This window comes from Mycobacterium sp. IDR2000157661, from assembly GCF_022317005.1.
Taxonomy (GTDB): domain Bacteria; phylum Actinomycetota; class Actinomycetes; order Mycobacteriales; family Mycobacteriaceae; genus Mycobacterium.
Genome location: NZ_CP081006.1, coordinates 3,939,021 through 3,957,124 on the forward strand (window position 1 = coordinate 3,939,021; position 18,104 = coordinate 3,957,124).

Genomic DNA, 18,104 nt, shown 5'->3' on the forward strand with positions numbered 1-18,104 from the left:
GATGCGCGTACTCGTCACCGGCACCGAAGGCTATCTGGGCGCATTGGTGGCCCCACACCTGATCGCCGAGGGACACGACGTCGTCGGTCTCGACACCGGCTATTACAAGTCGGGCTGGTTGTTTCACGGCGCGGCGGTCACACCGCACACGCTGGCGCGAGACCTTCGCGAGGTGAGCGCAGCGGACCTGCGCGGCTTCGACGCCGTCGTGCACATGGCCGAACTGTCCAACGACCCGATCGGCGCGCTGATCGGCGACGTCACCTATGACGTCAACCACCTCGGCAGCCTCCACCTCGCAAGATGCGCCAAGGCCGCCGGAGTGGACAGGTTCGTCTACATGTCCTCGTGCAGCGTGTACGGGATCGCGACCGGCACGGTCGACGAGACCAGTCTTGTGAACCCGCTGACGGCGTATGCGAAGTGCAAGGCGCTGGTCGAACGCGACCTGACCGCCATGGCCGACGACGACTTCTCGCCGACGTTCCTGCGCAACGCGACGGCATTCGGCGCGTCACCCCGCATGCGCTTCGACATCGTGCTCAACAATCTGTGCGGACTGGCCTGGATCGACCACCGCATCGCGATGACCAGTGATGGCACCCCGATCCGGCCCCTGGTTCATGCGCTCGACATCGCGCAGGCCATCCGGTGCGCGCTCACCGCCGACCGCGAACGGGTGCACGCACTTGTGGTCAACGTCGGCTCCGACCAGAACAACCACTCCGTCCGCGAGATCGCCGAATGTGTGGCCCGCGAATTCCCCGGCTGCGAGTTGACATTCGGGCCCCCCGGTGCCGACGAGCGCAGTTATCGGGTCAGTTTCGATCGGATCCAGGCGGTCTTCCCCGACTTCCGGGCCGCGTGGGACGTGGCGGCCGGGGCGGCTCAGCTGCACCGTGTCTTCGCCGACATCGACCTGGACTCCGAGACATTCCGAGGCCGCGGACACACCCGGCTCAAGCAGATCGAGTACCTGCTCAAGACCGGCCAGGTGGACGAGCAGCTGTTCTGGAAGGTGCAACCGTGAAGTACACACCCACCGAGGTCGATGGCGTCACGATCGTCGACATCGAGGCGCATCGTGACGACCGCGGATTCTTCGCGCGCTCGTTCTGCGCCGGGGAATTCGCCGAGCACGGCCTCGATGCGGCGGTCGTTCAAACCAACATCTCCCACAACCACCGCAGTGGCACGCTGCGCGGCCTGCATCGGCAGGTGCCGCCGTACCGGGAAGCCAAGCTGGTGCGCTGCACCCGCGGCGCCATCGCCGACGTCGCGGTCGATGTGCGCCCCGAGTCGGCCACCTACGGACGCCACATCATGGCCGAGTTGACCGGCGACAACCACCGTGCACTGTTCCTGCCGCCGTACGTGGCGCACGGCTTTCAGACGCTGGTCGACGACACCGAGGTGATCTATCAGGTCAGCGGTCTCTACGCGCCCGAAGGCGAGCAGGGATTCCGCTGGGACGACGATGAATTCGGCATTGATTGGCCACTACCGGTGTCGGTGATCTCCGCCAAGGACCGCGGGTGGCCGCTCGTCGCCGAGTTGAGGAGCACAACACCATGATGATGGGAATCGACTCGTTGCTGGCCGATCGCGCGCAGCAGCGCGACCCGATCCGAGTGGCCATGGCCGGCTGCGGGTTCATGGGTCGTGGGCTGGTCAACCAGATCGTCAACAGCGTCCCCGGAATGGCGCTTTCGGTCATCGCCGTGCGTGATGTTCAGCAGGGCATCAGGGCGTTGGGCGATGCCGGTGTCACCGACGTGGCGATCGCCGACGGCCTGCAGCAACTGAATCGTGCCGTCCACGGCGGAATACCCGCTGTCACCTCAGATTTCGAGGCGATCACCGCATGCGAGGCCATCGACGTGGTCATCGACGTAACCGGTGCCGTGGAGTTCGGTTGTCGCCTGGCACTGGACTGCTTCGCCAACGGCAAACACCTGGTGCTGATGAACGCCGAAGTCGACGCGACGGTGGGCGCCGAGTTGGTCCGGCTCGCCGATGCCGCCGGCGTGGTGTTCACCGGCTGCGACGGTGACCAACCGGGTGTGCAGCTCAACCTCATCCGGTTCGTCCGCAGCATCGGGGCGCGTCCCCTGGTCAGCGGCAACATCAAAGGCCTCCAGGACCCGTACCGCAACCCCACCACCCAGGAGGGTTTCGCCCGCCGCTGGGGGCAGGACCCCTGGATGGTCACCAGCTTCGCTGACGGCACCAAGATGAGCGTCGAGCAGTCGATAGTCGCGAACGCGGTCGGGATGTCGGTGCACCGACGCGGCATGCTGGGCCGCGATCACCACGGACACGTCGACGAGCTCACCGAGAGGTACGACGTCGACGAACTCAGCGCACTGGGTGGCGCGGTGGACTACGTGGTCGGTGCTCATCCGAACCCCGGCGTGTACTGCCTGGCGACACACGACGATCCGAAGCAGCGGCACTACCTCGAGCTCTACAAACTGGGCGCCGGTCCGCTTTACAGCTTCTACACGCCCTACCACCTGTGCCATTTCGAGGTGCCGATCACCGCGGCGCGCGCCGTGCTGATGCGCGACCCCACGGTGCGGGCGCAGCCGACCCGGTACGTGGAAGCGGTCACCACCGCCAAAGTCGATCTGCGGGCAGGAACGGTTCTCGACCGGCTCGGCGGCTACCACTACTACGGCGAGGCGGAGAAGGCCCACATCGCCCGCGAAAAGCGACTGTTGCCGGTGGGCGCAGCCGAGGGGTGCCGCCTGGTGAGCGACCTGCCGAAGGACTCCCCCATCACCTATGACGACGTCGCGTTGCCGTCGGGCCGTCTGGTCGACCGGCTGCTGGCGGCACAGGCGCGACTGCCCGTCGGCGTGCCGCCGGGGTTGCTGGCGGGGGCGTGAAGCGATGACCAAGACATCCGGCTCGCGGCGCGTGGTCACGGTCCGAATGGCCATCGGCGGCAACGTGATCGAGCGCCGTAGCGTCGACGACGTCGTCGAGGTCGTCGAGGCCCGCATGCGGACGCGGTCGGGTCGCAGCCTGGCGGTGGGGTCGGTCAACCTCGACCACCTGCATCATTTCGGCGACGAGAGCGCACTGAACCGCCAACCGGGTCCGGAGTGGCTGCTGCTTGCCGACGGCATGCCGATCGCGTGGCGCGGTCAACTGCTCACCGCCGCCCCGTGGCCGCGGGTGACCGGAGCAGACCTGCTGCCGCGCGTGCTGGAACTCGCCCAGCGATCCGGGTATCGCGTCGGGTTCCTCGGCGGCACCGCCGACACACACTTGCGGTTGACGGAACTTCTCCGACAACGGTTCCCGGACCTGGTCGTCAGCGGCACGTGGGCGCCCGAGGCCGATCAGGTCGCTCAGGTGTCACCCCACATCGCGGCGGCGATCCGGCTCGCGCGCACCGACATCCTGGTGGTGTGCCTGGGTAAGCCGCGCCAGGAGCGCTGGGTCGTGGAACACGGCACCGCCACGGGCGCGCACCTCTTCCTTCCGTTCGGAGCCGCCGCCGACTTCCTCGCAGGTACCAAACGGCGTGCACCGCAGTGGATGCAGCGTGCCGGTCTCGAATGGCTCTACCGGCTCAGCCGCGAGCCGCGCCGCCTGGCCCGCCGGTATCTGATCCAAGGGCCCGCCGCGCTCATCATGGCGATGCGGGCGCACGCGGTCTACGCACCCGGCACCTACTACGTCGCACCGGCGGAGGGTGGTCCGGTCAGGTATGCCCCACCTCGTGCCGAGTCAGTGGAGGATCGCCTGCCCGCCGTCGGCGCCGACCGCGCCTCATGACCGAATCGACTGTGGCCGCGCCGGTTTCCTCTTCGGTTCCGCCGTCTCGCATCGCACGCGCGTTCTCGATGCAGCTGGGCTGCCGGGCGATCGGCATGGTGGCGTCGGTGGTTTCGGTCGCCATGACGGCCCGCTATCTCGGCCCGGATCGGTACGGACAGCTGACCATCGCGATCGTGTTCATCGGGCTGTGGACGTCGCTGGCCGATCTGGGGATCGGGACCGTGATCGTGCGGCGGGTGTCGTCCGGGCGCGGTGAACTCGAGCGCCTGGTCCGCGTCAACAGCGGTCTGTCCATGGTGTACTGCCTGCCACTGGCGGCACTGGCCGCCGGCGTCGGCATCCTGGTCTACTCCGATGCCGACGTGCGCACCATGATCGTGGTCCTGTCGGCGCAGCTGGTGCTGATGACCATGACGACGCGGTTCGAACCGGTGTTCGTCAGCAGCGTGCGGTTCTCCGCCGTGGCCCTCTCCGATGTCACCAGCCGGGTCGCGATGCTCGGCTGCATCGTGTGGTTGGTGGCAGGCAGGCACGACCTCATCTGGTTCGCCGCGGCGCAGCTCATACCGCCGGTGGTGCAGCTGCTGATCCAGGGAACCGCTGCGGCACAACGTGTCTCGCTGCGGCCGCTGTTCTCCTTCGCCGAGTCCCGTGACCTGCTCAGGGAGAGTCTCGCCCCGATGGGCGTCATCGTGATCGCCGTCCTCTACTGGCGCGCGGACGGCGTGATCCTGTCGGTGCTCAGCACGCACTCGGAGGTCGGCGCCTACGGTCTGGCCTACACCATCGCCTTCAACGTCGTGGTGGTCTCGACGTTCTTCCTGAAGTCGACACTGTCGACGGCCACCGACCTCTATGCCCGCGACGCGCGGGACTTCGCGCGCTTCATGCAGCGCAGCATCGAAGCGATGTACTCCCTGGGCGTGCCCGTCGCCGTAGTGGGCGTCCTGCTGGCCCCACCGCTGATCCGGCTGCTCGGCGACGAGCAGTTCGTCGACCGCGGCGCGCCCACGCTGGCATTGCTCTTCGTCGCCGTCGCACTGCGCTTCGTCACCGGCACGCTGAGCCAGGGTCTGTTCGCCTGTCAGCATCAGCGATTCCTGTTCCGGCTGTCGATCGCGACGCTGGCGGTGAACGTGCTGCTCAACGTGGTGTTGGCCGCCCCGTTCGGGGCCGTCGGGGCGGCCGCGGCGCTGGTGTGCACCGAGGTGCTGGGCATGGTGTGCGCGAGTTGGTGGCTGAGCCGGCAGTCCGGATACCGCACGCCGATCGGCCATCTGGTGCGCACCCTGCTGCCCGCCGCGGCCGCGGTGGTGGTCGTGCTGGCGCTGTCCGGCCAGCATGTACTGGTTGTCGGTGCGGCGGCCGTCGCCGCGTACCTGGTGGCCAACCTGGTGTTCGGGCCGGTGCGGGCCTCGAATCTGATGGCGCTGGTCCGACGGGAGCCTGCCGATGCGAGGTGATGTGGACCGGGCCTACCTGCGCACGCCCGCCTCTCGGCCGGCGAAGCGCGCGGCGCCGGCCGGGCCGCGGTCGCTGGCGGTGCTCATCGTCAGTTACCGCAGCCACGAGCTGTTGGAGAAGTGCCTCGGGCAGGTCGCCGAGCACCTGCCCGAGTTGCCGGTCTACGCCTACGAGAACAGCGGTGACGACTACCCGGGCCGCCACGAACTGGTGGCCCGCCACCCGGACGTGCACTGGGTGGTCGGACCCACGAACGTCGGGTTCGCCGCGGCGGTCAACACGCTAGCCGAGCACACACCGCCGCACACCGATCTGCTGCTGCTCAATCCCGACGTCCGACTCCTCGGGCCCCTGACCCGCTCGCGGCTGCTGATCCATCAGCGCGGCGTAGCCGCGGTGGCCCCGCTGATGCTGGACGATCACGGTGCCGGTGGCAGGCCGTGGGACGTGGCGACCCGTCGCCGCACCCTCACTCGCGCACTGGTGGCCGCCGCTGGATACTCCGACCGGCTGCGTGGCACGCCGCTTTCACATCTGTATCGCAGCGCCCCCCGCGAATGCGAGGACGTCGGCGGTTACCTCTGCGGGGCGTGCCTGCTGATCAACCGCGACGCCTGGGACGACATCGGCGGCTTCGACGAGGAGTTCTTCCTCTACGGCGAGGAAACCGACTGGCAGAACCGCGCACACGCCGCCGGCTGGCGGGTGCTGCTGGCCGACGAGCTCGGCGCCCGCCACGGCGACGACCCGTCGGCCGCCGATCCCCGGCCGCCGATCCAGGGCCGGACCCACCACCTGCTGCGGGCCAACATCGCGCTCCTGCTCGAACACGAACACTCAGTCCATCACGGCGACGCCTACCTGGTCGGAACGACGGTGCTGGATCGGATGCAGCGCTCGAAGCGCATCTCGCGTCGTGCCGCGGCCCCGGGCCGCGACGCCGGTCGTCCGCACATCGTGATCACCACCAACCGGCTCGTCTACGGCGGCGCGGAACGGCAGAAGGTGCTGCTGGCCACCGAATTGGATCGCCGCGGGTACCCGGTGACGCTGGTGTGCATGCAGCGATTCGGCCCGCTGGTCAAGGAGTTGCCGCCCTCCGTGCAGGTCGTGCGGCAACCGTGGTTCGCTCCGGTGCTCGACGGCGTTGCCGGGCCTGCGGTGCTCATCGGCGGCGACACCAACACCGAGACGGGGTTCGCGACGCTGTGGCGGGCGGCGGGCCGACACCGGCGCTGGCTGGTCGGCGCCCATGTCCCCCCGGCGGAGGACGGGCCGATCTACTCGCGCGGGCTGGCCGCTGCGATGCGCAGGGCCGACGGCTTCGTCGCGCTCGCACACCGGCACTGGGACCAGCTGGCCGCACACCACCGGCTGGGACAACGCTACTTCGTGGCTCCCAACGGCGTCGGCCACGCCGGACCGCCCACGCGACGCCCACGCTGCGGCCCGACGGTCAACCTGGTGATGCTGTCTCGCATCGTCGAACACAAGAACCCGCACCTGCTCATCGAGGCGTTGTCGGACCTACCCGAACTGCCTTGGCGGCTAACGATTTTCGGAGACGGGCCCGATCGCTTGGGGCTGGCGGCGCGTACTCCCCCGCCGCTGCGGGACCGGGTGCATTGGCGTGGCTGGTCGGACGGCCCTGATCCGGCGTTCGCCCATGCCGATCTGTTGTGCGTGCCGAGTCGGTCCGAGGCTTTCCCGCTGGTCATCGTCGAAGCGATGGCGCGGGCCGTCCCGGTCGCGGCGTCGGGCGTCTGCGCTGTCCCCGAGATGCTCGACCACGGCGCCGCCGGCTTCGTCGTCGACCCGGTGTCGGTCGACGGCTGGCGCGGGGCGCTGGAGCGCATCCTCGCCGATCCCACGGCGCTACCCGAGGTCGGCAGGCGAGGCCATGAGCGAATGAGCGGTCGGTACACGGTCGAGGCGATGACCGACGCGTATCTCGACGCGATCGGTGCGGTCCTGTGAGACCCGTTCGCGTGCTGTGGCTTTCGCCGTGGATGCGTCCTCTGGCGAGGGTGTATGTGGAGGCGTTGGGCCGCCGCGGTGTGCACGCGCTGCTGGTGACCTCCGACCAGCACCCGGAGTCGGGTGACGCCCGCGACTACGAGATCGTGCTCGACCCGCGGCTGCGGGCCGCCTCGACCTGGTCGCCGACGCTAGACGCCTACCGGCGGATCCGGCGGTGGCGAGCCGACGTCGTCGTCACCGAACTGGTGCGCGATCCACGCTGGATCGCGTTGGCGGGCAGTGCACCTCGCGTCAATGTGGTGCACGACGACCGGGTGCACGACGTCGCCGAACGCAGACCGCGGTACGAGAGCACGGTGTTCGACCGGTGGGCCGACGGTGCAGCAGCCACGGTGACATTCAGCGATTTCGTCGCAGCGGCCGTGCAGAACCGGCGCGACCTGCGGGGCGGCGATGTCTACACCGTGCCCCTCACCAGCGATCTGGACAGTCGCCTGGTGCCTCCGTTCGCGGCGGCCGCCGACCGCAGGGATTTCGCCGCGATCGGTCGGCTGAACCCCTACAAGAATCTCGACGTGACCCTGCAGGCCTGGGCGGCTCACGTTCAGGGAAGCGGTTGGCGCGGAGACCGGATGCTGATCCTCGGAGACGGGTACGGTCTGAGGCGCGCACTGCCGAAGCACACGGTGTGGCGTGCCGGGACCTACCGCTACAGCGACGTGGTCGAGACCCTCGCCGCTGCCAAGGGGTGCGTCGCCCATTACCGAAGGGCCTCCCAGAGCGGCGTACAGGTGCTGGCGATGCAACTGGGCGTCACACCGATCGTCTCCACCGTCGGCGCGTTGGCGGAGTTCCAGCCGCCAGGGTGTCCGCCGATCGGCGTCGACGACGTCGAGGGGCTGGTCGGCGCGTTCGACCAGCTGGCCGACCCGGTGATCGCCGTGCGTCACGGCGTCACCGCCGCGGTGCACTATGCCGCGCACCACGCCGCCGACCGCGCGGCCGAAAAGCTCATCACCGTCTTCGACGACGTTCGGCGGGCCGCATCGTGAGAACAGATGTGATGCGGGTACTGGTGGTCGGGCCCGCGCCGGCCAGCCGGCTCAGCCGCGGCGGTATGGCCACCGTGGCCGCGTTGATGGACGCCCACCCGGACCCCCGCTTCCGGGTCACCGCGATCGCCACATATGTCGACGGCGGGCCGTGGCGACGACTGTCGGTGGGAGTGTCGGGCATGCTCCGCAGCGCCTGGCTGATCCTGCGCGGACGAGTCGACGTGCTGCATGTGCATCTGTCGCACGGCGGCAGTGTCGTTCGCAAGGCGGTGCCGCTGCTGGCGGCCAGGCGAGCGAAGGTGCCTGCGATAATCCACGGCCACAGCTTCGACTTCGGCGGTTGGTTCGACACGCTGCCTGCGGGGCTGCAGCGCCTGGTACGCGCCGCGCTGCCCGCCGATCGCTGGGTGGTGTTGGGGACCGAGCACCGCTGTGAGTACGCAGTCCGCATGGGCCTGCCGGCTGATCGAATCGACGTGCTGCCCAACGCGATCCGGCTTCCGGCACAACCGGTCGAGCACATCGCGGCCGATCCCGTCCATGCCGTGATGCTCGGACGCCTCGGAGAACGCAAGGGCACCTACGACATCGTCGCGGCCGTGCGGGCGCTGCCCGCGCCCGTGCGCCGTCGGCTGCGGATCACGCTGGCCGGCGACGGTGAGAACGTCGCCGTTCGCGACGCCGTCGCGGCTGCCAACCTGGCCGGAACCGTGCACGTCGTCGGCTGGCTCACCGAATCGGAGCGGGACCAATTGCTGTCGACAGCAGACGTTTTCCTGCTCCCGAGCTACGACGAAGGCCTGCCGATGGCACTGCTCGAGGCGATGGCATGGGGGCTGGCGCCCATTGCGTCGGCGGCAGGCAGCATCGGCGAGGTGATCACCGACGGCGTGGACGGGTTGGTGGTCGAAGCGGGCGATGCTCGGCAGATCGCCGATGCGCTCGCTGCACTGGTCACCGACGAGACGCTGCGCCGCCGTATCGGGCTCGCCGCCCGGGAGCGGGCCCGCGGCTTTGCCCTCAGCGGCTGGTATGCGCGGCTGGCAGAGCTGTGGGCGTCGCTGGCGGTGACATCGGCGACCCCACGTCGCACGACCGCCGGCTGAACGCGAACGCGCTTCCCAGCGCCATGCCGAGGGTCAGCGAACTCGAGGGTTCCAGTGGTAGTGGGTCGACGATGCAGATGGCCAACAGTCCCAGGCACACCGCGGCGCTGATCTTGGCCGTTGCCGCTTCGCTGCGCAGAGCGCGCGCCACCGGAAGCAACGCGAACACTGCGAATGCGACCATGCCCAGGACGCCCGCCTTCACCAGCCACCATAGGTAGAAGTTGTGCGCGTAGGTGGTGCCCAGCGTCGCGGTGAACGAGCCCGCCTCCCCGAACGGCAATTGATAGGCGTATCCCAGTCCGTGGCCGAGCACGGGCGCATCGCCGATCGCGCGCCACAGGCTGTCGTTCTCGTGGAGCCGGGCCAGCGTCGAGGAGTCAACGGCTAGGGCGGATGTCGACACGCCGCCGACCACCCGATGGGTGAACGCACCGACCTGATCGGCGAGCCAGCCACCACCGGATCCGTCCTGCAGCAGGAAAAGTGACGTCGGCACGGCGAGCGCGAGCGCCGCCACCCCGGTCACGGCGAGCAGGGCTGACCGCCGCAACGCGGCCCATCCGATGCTCGCCAGCAGCGCCACCATGGCGGCGACCGCTAACGCGATCAGCGTGTGCCGGGAGAACGACAGCAGCGTAACGATGAGCGCGGGGACGCCGAGTAGGGCCCAGTGCGAAAGGCGGGCCCGCCCGAGGATCTGGGCGGCCACGAGTGCGGTGAGCACGGTGAGTGCGGGTGCCTGGGTCGCCGTCAGGAGCCGGATCGCGCCCGCACCGGTCTCGGCCTGCAGGCTCTCGGCCCTGCCCGCCAACCGCAACCCGGTGACCGAGGCCGCCAGGATCATCGCCGCAGAGAACCACATGACCACGGCGACGGCGCGAATGGCCTGCCTGACCTGATCCGCCCGCACGATGAGGATGGCGAGCGCGGCTCCGGCCACCATCTCGACGAGGAATGAAGCCTCCCGCGCGACGCGCTCGCCGTCGTGACCCGCCAACATTCCCATCGCGGTGCTCACCGCGATCGCGAGAAGCATGGTCATCGGCGGCAGGCAGTGCGTGAATCGCAACCGCGCACGGGGGATCAGGAAGCCGATCGCCACCAACACCGCGACCTGGTGGGCGTAGACCGACACCGGCCCAACCACCTTGGCGACATGCCAGGACTCGGGCAGCGAGGCGAACGCGGCAAACAGCGCCAGCCACACCATCCGGTGCGCACCGGTCAGGTAGACGACCAGGCAGCCGAGGACACCGATCAGCAGCAGCCCCTCGGTCGTCGACCGGACCGCGAACACGCCGACGGTGAAACACCCCAGCAGCAGCGCCGTAGCCGCGGAGAACGATCCCAGCCGGGACGCCGGGCCTGCCGACATCCTCACGCGTGATGGCCGCGAAGCGCGGCCGGTGTGGTGTCACCGACCGTATGCCGGTAGTCGGCCAGCGCGCTCGCGGCGTACCTCGGCAGTTTGGCGGCGGTCAGGACGGCCCCTGCCACCCGGCCATCGGCCGCGCGCATCTGGTGCAGCGCGGCCCCGACTTCGTCGAGCGTGGTGCGGCCGGAGCGGACCACCAGGACGGAGGCGTCGACGGCGGCGCTGAAGACGCCTATCTCGGCCGCGGCGAGTGCCGGCGGGCCGTCGATCACCAGACGGTCGAAGTTCGCCCCGAGCTTGTCCACCACGGCCGCCAGTGCCGGCAGGCCCACCTGCCGTGGCCGGCGGACCGGGGTGTCGGAGGCGAGCATCCACAGCCCGGTATGGGACGTCGGCACGACGGCGTCATCGATGAACTGCTGATCAGCAAGGACATCGGACAGTCCCAGCCGTGAGGCGAGCCCCAACAGCTCGGCGACCCTGGCCGCTCGGGGGTCTCCGTCGACGAGCAGCACGGTCTCACCGACTTCGGCGAAGGACAGCGCCAGGCTCAGCGCGGTGGTGCTGGCGCCGTCACCCCTCTTCGCGGCGGTGATCAGAAAGGAGCGGTTGTTCGTGGCGCCCGCGCCGACCAGTCGGGTGCGCAGACCACGGATCGCCTCATCGAATGCGAGGTCGGCCGGTTTTGCGCGGCCGCGGGCTCGCCTGCCCGCCGGTTCGGGGGCGCTGGTTTCCGGTAGCCGGGCGAGCACCGGCAGGCCGGAGGCCGCCGCCAGCGCGTCGGTGCGGCGAACGGTGCGGTCGGTTTTGTCGCGCACAACGGCCAGCGCGACACCGAGCAGGACGCCGGCGAGCAGGCCGAGCGCGAGGTTGCGGGCGGGAACCGGGCTGACCGGACGCTGCGGCACGATCGGCGCCTCGACCATGGTGGCAGTCGCGGTCACCACCTGCTGCGGGCCGCTGAGACCGGTACCGATCGGAACCGGAAGTGGTTGTCCGCCAACCACTCCGGCGTCGAATTCGGGGACGAGGGCGGCGAACTGGTCCGCCATGGCGGCAGCGAGTGTGGCGGCACGCTCGGGGTTCGGATCGGCAACGGTCAGCCGGAAGACCGTCGATTCGGGGGTGTAGCTCACGTCGGTGTTCTCCACCACGTTTTCGGCGCTTAGTCGGCCGCCGACCTGTTCGACGGCGCGCTGTGCGACTACGTGGCCGCCCGCCAGTTCGGCGTACGACGACAGGCGTCGCTGAGCGGCCTGCGTCCCCTCGAATGCGTCGTTGATCGTCACCGCCCCGGGAAAGGAGATCAGCACGGTGGCCGACGCCTCATAGCTCCTGGTCTGCAGGGCAGTCAGGGCGGCGGCGCCCAGCAGACAGGCGATGACCGCCGCCAGGGCGACCTTCCAGCGCATGGCGATGATGCCGATGAAAGTGCGGAAATCCACGACGCCTCGAATCTTCACTGAGCGGGTTGCTGGCAAATCCGACGATCAGTATGCAACATGCATTGGTTTCATGCTATCGGTATGTGTCGAAGGCAGGCGAGTCAGGTCGCCGTTGGGCCGCCGACCGGCGGTGTCGTCGGTCCTGACTCGTCAGGACAGGTCGAGGACGGCCACCGGGTAACGCCCTGACGCATCCCGCCCGGCGCGGGCCAAGGCCATGGGCGGATAGTCGACGACGTGCGACGCTCGGGGCTTGTGATGTGCCCATGCCACCACGGCGGCGATCGTGTAGCGGCCCGGCTCCAGCCCGGCGGCGTCCATCCGGATCCGGTCCACGGTTGACGCGGCGACCGGTGCGCCGCCGGGGTCCTCCCCCGGCCGAGTGAGTAGATCCTTCAGGTCGACCGCAGCCGTCAGCGTACGCACGGTACGTCCCGAGCGATCCAGCACGTGATAGCTGGGCACCCAATTCTCGGTGGCGACGGCGGCACCGAGATTGCTCCATCGCACCTGCAAAGTCGCCGCTCCGCCGGCGAACGACCCCGACCCGGTGACGCCTTCGACGCTGTAGCGGTAGCCGGCGAAGCGGTTGGCGCGTGACCACAGCGCGAACAGGTCCGGATCCATCGGGCGGCGGCTGTCCCGGTCGGGGAAGTTGCTGCTCGACGCCATCGACACATGGAACCGCACGACGTCGCGCACGGCCTTCTGGTAGTAGCCGCGCAGGCTCGCGCCCTTGGGCAGCTGACACCACTCGGTGATCACCGGAGCGGTCGACAGGCGGTGCACCAACTCGTCGACCAGCCGATCTTTTCGCCTGACGTAGTCCGAGTCGGGTTCGTGGGCCCATGCCGGCAGCGGTTCGTACACCCCGAGGCAGTCGGATCGGATGCCGACCGGAGCGGCCAGTGATGCGGTCACCTTCGGCGCCAGCATCTGCCGGACGATCTCGGGATTCTGCGCGGTCACCACCAGTTGGGTGCGCGGGAAGGCGGACACGTGGGCCGCCACGAGCCGCCTGATCGACACCGCGGTGATGCTCTGGTCCCGGTATTGGCTGTAGTAGCCAAGCGCACGCACGCTGTCCTCGGGCGCGGACCCGGGCGCGTTGAGGGCGTCGCGCAGGAATGCGACGTGGTTCTCGCTGAAGTCGCCGTAACCGGAGAACTCGAAGACACTGAGCCGCTCGTCACCGTCGTAGCGGCGGCCGAGCGCGGAGATCAGTTGCTCGACCGCCCCGAGATAGGCGGGGTGGTTCCACTCCGGGACCACCTGAACGACCTTCTGCGCCCGCGTCGGTGGGAACGTCCGCGTCGCCCCGGGCGTGGTACGCAACCACTCCGGGACGGCGATGTTGGTGTTGCGGGGGTAGGTGGCGTTGCAGCAGGAGTTGTAGGCCATGATCCGCAGCGTCAGTCGCATACCCCGCTTGTCGGCCTCGGCCAGAGCGTGGTCGATGGAACGGAAGTCGAAACGCCGGTCGTCGGGGGTGCCGGACCGGATCCTGCGCGGGTCCGCGGGCTGGAGTTCGGCCCAGGTGATGCGCAGGCTGGCGTCGCGCGACCCGGGCCAGGCCGGGAAGCCGCGCTGCGCCGGATTGCCCTGCGGGAAAAGTGGTGTCAGCAGGTTCTCGTACTGGCCGCGCAGGGGGTTGACGAACTCCTGCACCGTGGCCGGGATCGGCGGGCTGCCGACGACGCGCAAAGTGCCGGGGCCCACCGCGGTGGACGCCGGGGCGCAGGCGCTCACCAGCAACATCACCGCGGTGAGCGCTGCCAGGTGGGTGGGCCGACGCGACATCGCTGTGCACGGTACCGCAGAAATCTCTCCGATTCGCGGTGTGCCGCCCTCACCAGGGTATGGCTGAGCAAATCGGGTACTTGATGGCGCGTTTACCTGAGCACCGTTAGCACGCTAGATTGTCGAAAGACAGCGAAGTGAGCGCGGCGCGGATGGCGACCGGCCGGGGGTGGTGATGAGGTTAGAGATACCCGGTGGGTTCGCCGCGCCGCCGGAACACTCGCACCGCTTGCTTGTCGCCGTTGCCGCCGTGTACACGGGCGTACTCGCGGTGCTGGCAGCCTGGCTCTGGCAAACTTGGGGCGGACCCGAGGTCACCCGGCGGGCCGACGACGTCCTGACCGTGGTCGGTGTGCTGTTCGCGGCGGGGTGCTCGATCTGGGCCGCCCATAGAGCTGTGGGCCGAGTGCGACGCGGCTGGACGGCGATGGCGGTTGGCCTGCTGGCCTGGGCCGTCGGCGAAGTCATCTGGGTGGCATACGAATTGGTACTCGGCTACGAGCAGACGCCCGTCCCGTCCTGGGCCGACGTCGCCTACCTGCTCTTCTACGTGGGTGCTGTCGCCGCGGTTCTGCTGCTGTCAGCCAGTGACCAGGGCCAGTCTCAGATCCGGCTGGTGCTCGACGGCATCATCGTCGCCGCGTCGGTGTTCCTGATCGCCTGGGTCACCGTCCTGCAGCCGGTATATGAGTCGAGTTCGGAAAGCGCTGTGACACAGGCGGTCTCCCTGGCCTATCCGGTCGCCGACGTGGTCGTGATCACGATCGCATGGGCCCGTGCCGCGGCCGCCTACCGGCAGAGCCTCGGCCTGTTGATCGCGGGGCTCATCGTGGTCGCAATCGCCGACAGCGTGTACAGCGTGATGCTCGCCACGGGCACCTACACCAGCGGCAGCCTGATCGACCTCGGGTGGATCGCGGGCTGCGGGTTCATCGGCCTGGCCGCCCTGCGCAGCGTCGGCGAGCGCCCGATCGACGGCACGCTCCGGCTGATCTCGTCGCAGTTGCGGGTCTGGGGACCCTACATTCCCTTGGTGCTGGCCTGCGGGATCGGCATCGCACACGCGATACCGATGCTGACGCCGGCTCCATTCGCCGCCGCTGGCGTGCTGGTCGTCGTCGGAGTGCTGATCCGACAGTTCATTGTGCTTCTCGAGAATCGGCGGTTGTTGGCCAAGGTGACCCGACTGGCATTCCGCGACCCGCTGACGGGGTTGGCCAACCGCGCGCTGTTCCTCGACCGCGTCGAACAGGCGGTCGCGCATCAGGGGCGCAAGCACGACTCCATCGCGGTGCTGTGCATGGATCTCGACGACTTCAAGACCGTCAACGACGAACTCGGCCACCCCGCGGGTGACGAGTTGTTGATCCGGGTCGCGCAGCGGTTGTCGTCGTGTCTGCGCACCACGGACACCATCGCCCGGTTCGGTGGAGACGAGTTCGCCGTCCTGATCACCGGGAATCCCGAGGACGCGCGGGTCACCGGTGAGCGGATACTCGACAGCTTCGCCGATCCGATCGCCATCGACGGGGTCAATCTGACCATCCGACCCAGCGTCGGATTGACCGTCGCCACACCGCAGACGCCGCCGGCGACGGTCGACGACCTGATCCGCAACGCGGACCTGGCCATGTACGCCGCCAAGCGCAATGGCGGTGGATGCCTGCGCATCTTCGTGCCCGACTCCCCCGACCCGTTCGACTTGCCGACTGCCACGGACCGTCCTGCGGCCCAGGGGGTCAGCATCAGGCCGAAGGGTGTCACCCGGCCCATGCCCAGACGCAGCGTCGAACCACGCCTGCGCACGCCGACGTGGGCGCCGGTAGACGTTCGGATCGGATTGTCGGCGCTGCTGGCCGGGGTGGTCGCTTTCGCCGTCGTCCGGTCGATCCGTGGCGCCGGCGACCTCAGCGTTGTCGAGCGGTGGTGGGAGGCGGTGCTGTACCTGTCGGCCTCGATGCTGGTGGCGGCGCGTGCCTACCGCGTGCGGGCCGAACGGGCCGCGTGGTGGTGCATGGCCGCGGGTATGGCGTTGACCGGGTGGGGCAACCTCGTGACCACCTTGTGGGACACCGGCCACCCGTCGCCGTCGCCGGCCGACCCGCTGTTCCTGGCGTCGTACCCGGCACTGTACGCCGGGTTGGTGCTGCTGGTGCGGTCGCGGTTGCGCTCGGCGTCGGGTCTGGTGCGACTCGACGCAGTGATTGCGGCAATGACTTCCGCCGCCGTCAGTGCGGCAGTCCTGGCGCCGTACATCCATGCGGCAGAAGCTGTTTCGTTGGCAGGCCTGTTGATCACGACGATCTACCTGGTTGCCGGTGTGCTGGTGCTATCCATGGCGTCCGGACTGGTCGCCATGCTCGGTTGGCGCGCCGAGCCACGATGGTTCGTCTTGCTCGGCGGTCTGATCCTGTGGGTGATCGCCAACAGCATTCTCCTGCTGGAATCAGCCAGCGGTGAATACGTGCGCGGCACATGGCTCGACGCGACGTGGCCGATCTCGTTCCTGTTGGTGGCGGTCGCCTGCTGGCTGCGGCCGTCCCCACCGACGACCATCCAGGAAGGCGTGCTCCAGGCACAGCTGTGGCCGCCGATCGTGTCCACCGCCATCGCGCTCGGCGTGGCGCTCACCTCGCCGGGGGAACGGCTGGCGGTCACCCTGTCGGCGGTGACCCTCACCGCCATCGTGGCGAGGCTCGCGGTCACCTTCCGCGGGTCCGGCACGTCGTCCGTCGGTGCCGATGCGATGACAGACGAGCTCACCGGCCTGACCAACAGACGCGGTCTGACCACCGCGCTGACCGCCGACCCGCCCGATGACTCCGTCTCGTCCTCCCTCGACGGGTCTTCCGCCCGAGTGGCCCTGCTGCTGTTGGACATCAATGAATTCGACGAGATCAACGAGGCCTTCGCCCACGCCGTCGGCAACGAACTGTTGCGGTGCGTCGCGGCGCGCCTGTCGCGCGCCGTCCGGCCGGCCGACCTCGTCATCCGCTCGGGCGGTGACGAATTCGCCATCCTGCTCACCCAAGACGTCAACTTGTTGACGGCGCGAACTCAGGCGGGTGCGCTGATGGACGCGCTGCGACCGCCGTTCGCACTGGACCACTTGACAGTGCAGATCGATGTGAGCATCGCGATCGCCATGTGGCCGGAACACTGTGCTCATCCCCAGGAGCTGTTGAGCCGAGCCGAGGCGGCGCTGCCCCAGGCCAGAACCACCGAGGGCCGGATTGCTTTCTACGACGCGGAACTGGACCTGCGGCGGGGCAACGAGGACCAACTGGTCGAAGACCTTCGGCAGGCGCTCGGCGCCGACGAGTCCGGCCTCTACGCAGAAGCAGGCCAGTTGATCTGTCACTATCAACCCAAGATCACCGACGAGGGCTGGGTGCACAGCGTGGAGGCTCTGGTGCGCTGGCAGCATCCCACGCGTGGGTTGCTGCTGCCCGATCAATTTCTCGCGGCGGCCGAACGGGCAGGATTGATGCGCCCAGTGGCTGCTCGTGTCCTCGACGTGGCATTGGCGCAGACGCGGGCATGGTGCGACCGCGGCATCGATCTGACCGTCGCGGTGAACCTGTCGGCGACCAACCTGCTCGATATCGGCCTTGTCGAGACGATCGACGGGCTGCTCACCGAATACCGGTTGCCCGCCAGTGCCCTCATCGTCGAAATCACCGAGGGCACACTGGCCCCCGATTCGCGACGGTCGCGCAACACCGTTGCGGCCCTGCGGCGCCTCGGCATCCGGATCTCGCTCGACGACTACGGCACCGGGTGGTCCTCGCTGGCGCGGCTGCAGGACCTGTCGGTCGACGAGTTGAAGCTCGACAAGGTGTTCGCCGCCCGCCTTTCCCGAGATCCCCGCTCGGTCGCCATCGTGCGATCGACCGTCGCGCTGGCCCACAGCCTGGGAGCCGATCTCGTCGCCGAAGGTGTCGAGGACGCTGCCACCCTCGAGGCGCTGCGCCGCTTCGGGTGCAGCATCACCCAGGGGCACGTGCACAGCCCACCGCTGCCCCCCGACGAGTTGTACGACTGGTTGATGGACCGCTCCCCCGAACTCGCCCACTGATCGGCC

The 18,104-nt window shown here is 68.9% G+C and carries 12 protein-coding genes; 9 read left to right on the plus strand and 3 right to left on the minus strand.

Annotated elements, in window-relative coordinates:
• Window position 1 precedes the first annotated feature (1 nt).
• Genes K3G64_RS20255 through K3G64_RS20290 form a run of 8 tightly spaced genes read left to right on the plus strand, consistent with a single transcriptional unit; the run spans window position 2 to window position 9,397 of the window.
• A complete protein-coding gene (locus K3G64_RS20255; RefSeq protein WP_238886869.1) occupies window positions 2-1,030 on the plus strand; it encodes an NAD-dependent epimerase/dehydratase family protein in 1,029 nt (342 codons plus the stop codon).
• Window positions 1,027-1,575 (plus strand): dTDP-4-dehydrorhamnose 3,5-epimerase, encoded by a 549-nt coding sequence (gene rfbC / locus K3G64_RS20260; protein ID WP_238886871.1) that lies wholly within the window; start codon window positions 1,027-1,029, stop codon window positions 1,573-1,575. Before K3G64_RS20255 ends, rfbC begins: the two co-directional genes overlap by 4 nt.
• Entirely contained in the window at window positions 1,572-2,891 is a 1,320-nt protein-coding gene (locus tag K3G64_RS20265; RefSeq protein ID WP_238886872.1) for an NAD(P)H-dependent oxidoreductase, read from the plus strand. The genes rfbC and K3G64_RS20265 overlap by 4 nt, the downstream gene beginning before the upstream one ends.
• Before the next feature lie 4 nt (window positions 2,892-2,895).
• On the plus strand, window positions 2,896-3,789 hold the full coding sequence (locus K3G64_RS20270; protein ID WP_238886873.1) for a WecB/TagA/CpsF family glycosyltransferase: 894 nt from the start codon (window positions 2,896-2,898) through the stop codon (window positions 3,787-3,789).
• Complete coding sequence (locus K3G64_RS20275) at window positions 3,786-5,255, plus strand: flippase (RefSeq protein WP_238886874.1); 1,470 nt, start codon at window positions 3,786-3,788, stop codon at window positions 5,253-5,255. The genes K3G64_RS20270 and K3G64_RS20275 overlap by 4 nt, the downstream gene beginning before the upstream one ends.
• Window positions 5,245-7,233, plus strand: coding sequence for a glycosyltransferase (locus K3G64_RS20280; RefSeq protein WP_238886875.1), 1,989 nt, complete (start codon window positions 5,245-5,247; stop codon window positions 7,231-7,233). The genes K3G64_RS20275 and K3G64_RS20280 overlap by 11 nt, the downstream gene beginning before the upstream one ends.
• An 11-nt stretch (window positions 7,234-7,244) precedes the next feature.
• Complete coding sequence (locus K3G64_RS20285) at window positions 7,245-8,288, plus strand: glycosyltransferase (RefSeq protein ID WP_238950858.1); 1,044 nt, start codon at window positions 7,245-7,247, stop codon at window positions 8,286-8,288.
• Window positions 8,285-9,397 (plus strand): glycosyltransferase family 4 protein, encoded by a 1,113-nt coding sequence (locus tag K3G64_RS20290; RefSeq protein ID WP_238886876.1) that lies wholly within the window; start codon window positions 8,285-8,287, stop codon window positions 9,395-9,397. Before K3G64_RS20285 ends, K3G64_RS20290 begins: the two co-directional genes overlap by 4 nt.
• Here K3G64_RS20290 and K3G64_RS20295 read toward each other — a convergent pair.
• The 3 genes from K3G64_RS20295 to K3G64_RS20305 all read right to left on the minus strand — a co-directional run bounded on the left by K3G64_RS20295 (window position 9,312) and on the right by K3G64_RS20305 (window position 13,978).
• Entirely contained in the window at window positions 9,312-10,775 is a 1,464-nt protein-coding gene (locus tag K3G64_RS20295) for an O-antigen ligase family protein (protein WP_238886877.1), read from the minus strand. The two genes, K3G64_RS20290 and K3G64_RS20295, sit on opposite strands and share 86 nt — an antisense overlap.
• A gap of 2 nt (window positions 10,776-10,777) precedes the next feature.
• Entirely contained in the window at window positions 10,778-12,220 is a 1,443-nt protein-coding gene (locus K3G64_RS20300; protein WP_238886878.1) for a polysaccharide biosynthesis tyrosine autokinase, read from the minus strand.
• 150 nt (window positions 12,221-12,370) lie between these two features.
• Complete coding sequence (locus K3G64_RS20305) at window positions 12,371-13,978, minus strand: hypothetical protein (RefSeq protein ID WP_238950860.1); 1,608 nt, start codon at window positions 13,976-13,978, stop codon at window positions 12,371-12,373.
• A gap of 271 nt (window positions 13,979-14,249) precedes the next feature.
• Here K3G64_RS20305 and K3G64_RS20310 point away from each other — a divergent pair, with 271 nt between their 5' ends.
• On the plus strand, window positions 14,250-18,098 hold the full coding sequence (locus tag K3G64_RS20310; protein WP_238886881.1) for a diguanylate cyclase domain-containing protein: 3,849 nt from the start codon (window positions 14,250-14,252) through the stop codon (window positions 18,096-18,098).
• Window positions 18,099-18,104: the final 6 nt, after the last annotated feature.

Excerpts from the sequence above, each read along its gene's own strand:
- K3G64_RS20255 (WP_238886869.1), top strand. The coding sequence starts at position 2 with ATGCGCGTACTCGTCACCGGCACCGAAGGCTATCTGGGCGCATTGGTG.
- K3G64_RS20265 (WP_238886872.1), top strand. The coding sequence starts at position 1,572 with ATGATGATGGGAATCGACTCGTTGCTGGCCGATCGCGCGCAGCAGCGC.
- K3G64_RS20270 (WP_238886873.1), top strand. The coding sequence starts at position 2,896 with ATGACCAAGACATCCGGCTCGCGGCGCGTGGTCACGGTCCGAATGGCC.
- K3G64_RS20275 (WP_238886874.1), top strand. The coding sequence starts at position 3,786 with ATGACCGAATCGACTGTGGCCGCGCCGGTTTCCTCTTCGGTTCCGCCG.
- K3G64_RS20280 (WP_238886875.1), top strand. The coding sequence starts at position 5,245 with ATGCGAGGTGATGTGGACCGGGCCTACCTGCGCACGCCCGCCTCTCGG.
- K3G64_RS20295 (WP_238886877.1), bottom strand. The coding sequence starts at position 10,775 with ATGTCGGCAGGCCCGGCGTCCCGGCTGGGATCGTTCTCCGCGGCTACG.
- K3G64_RS20305 (WP_238950860.1), bottom strand. The coding sequence starts at position 13,978 with ATGTTGCTGGTGAGCGCCTGCGCCCCGGCGTCCACCGCGGTGGGCCCC.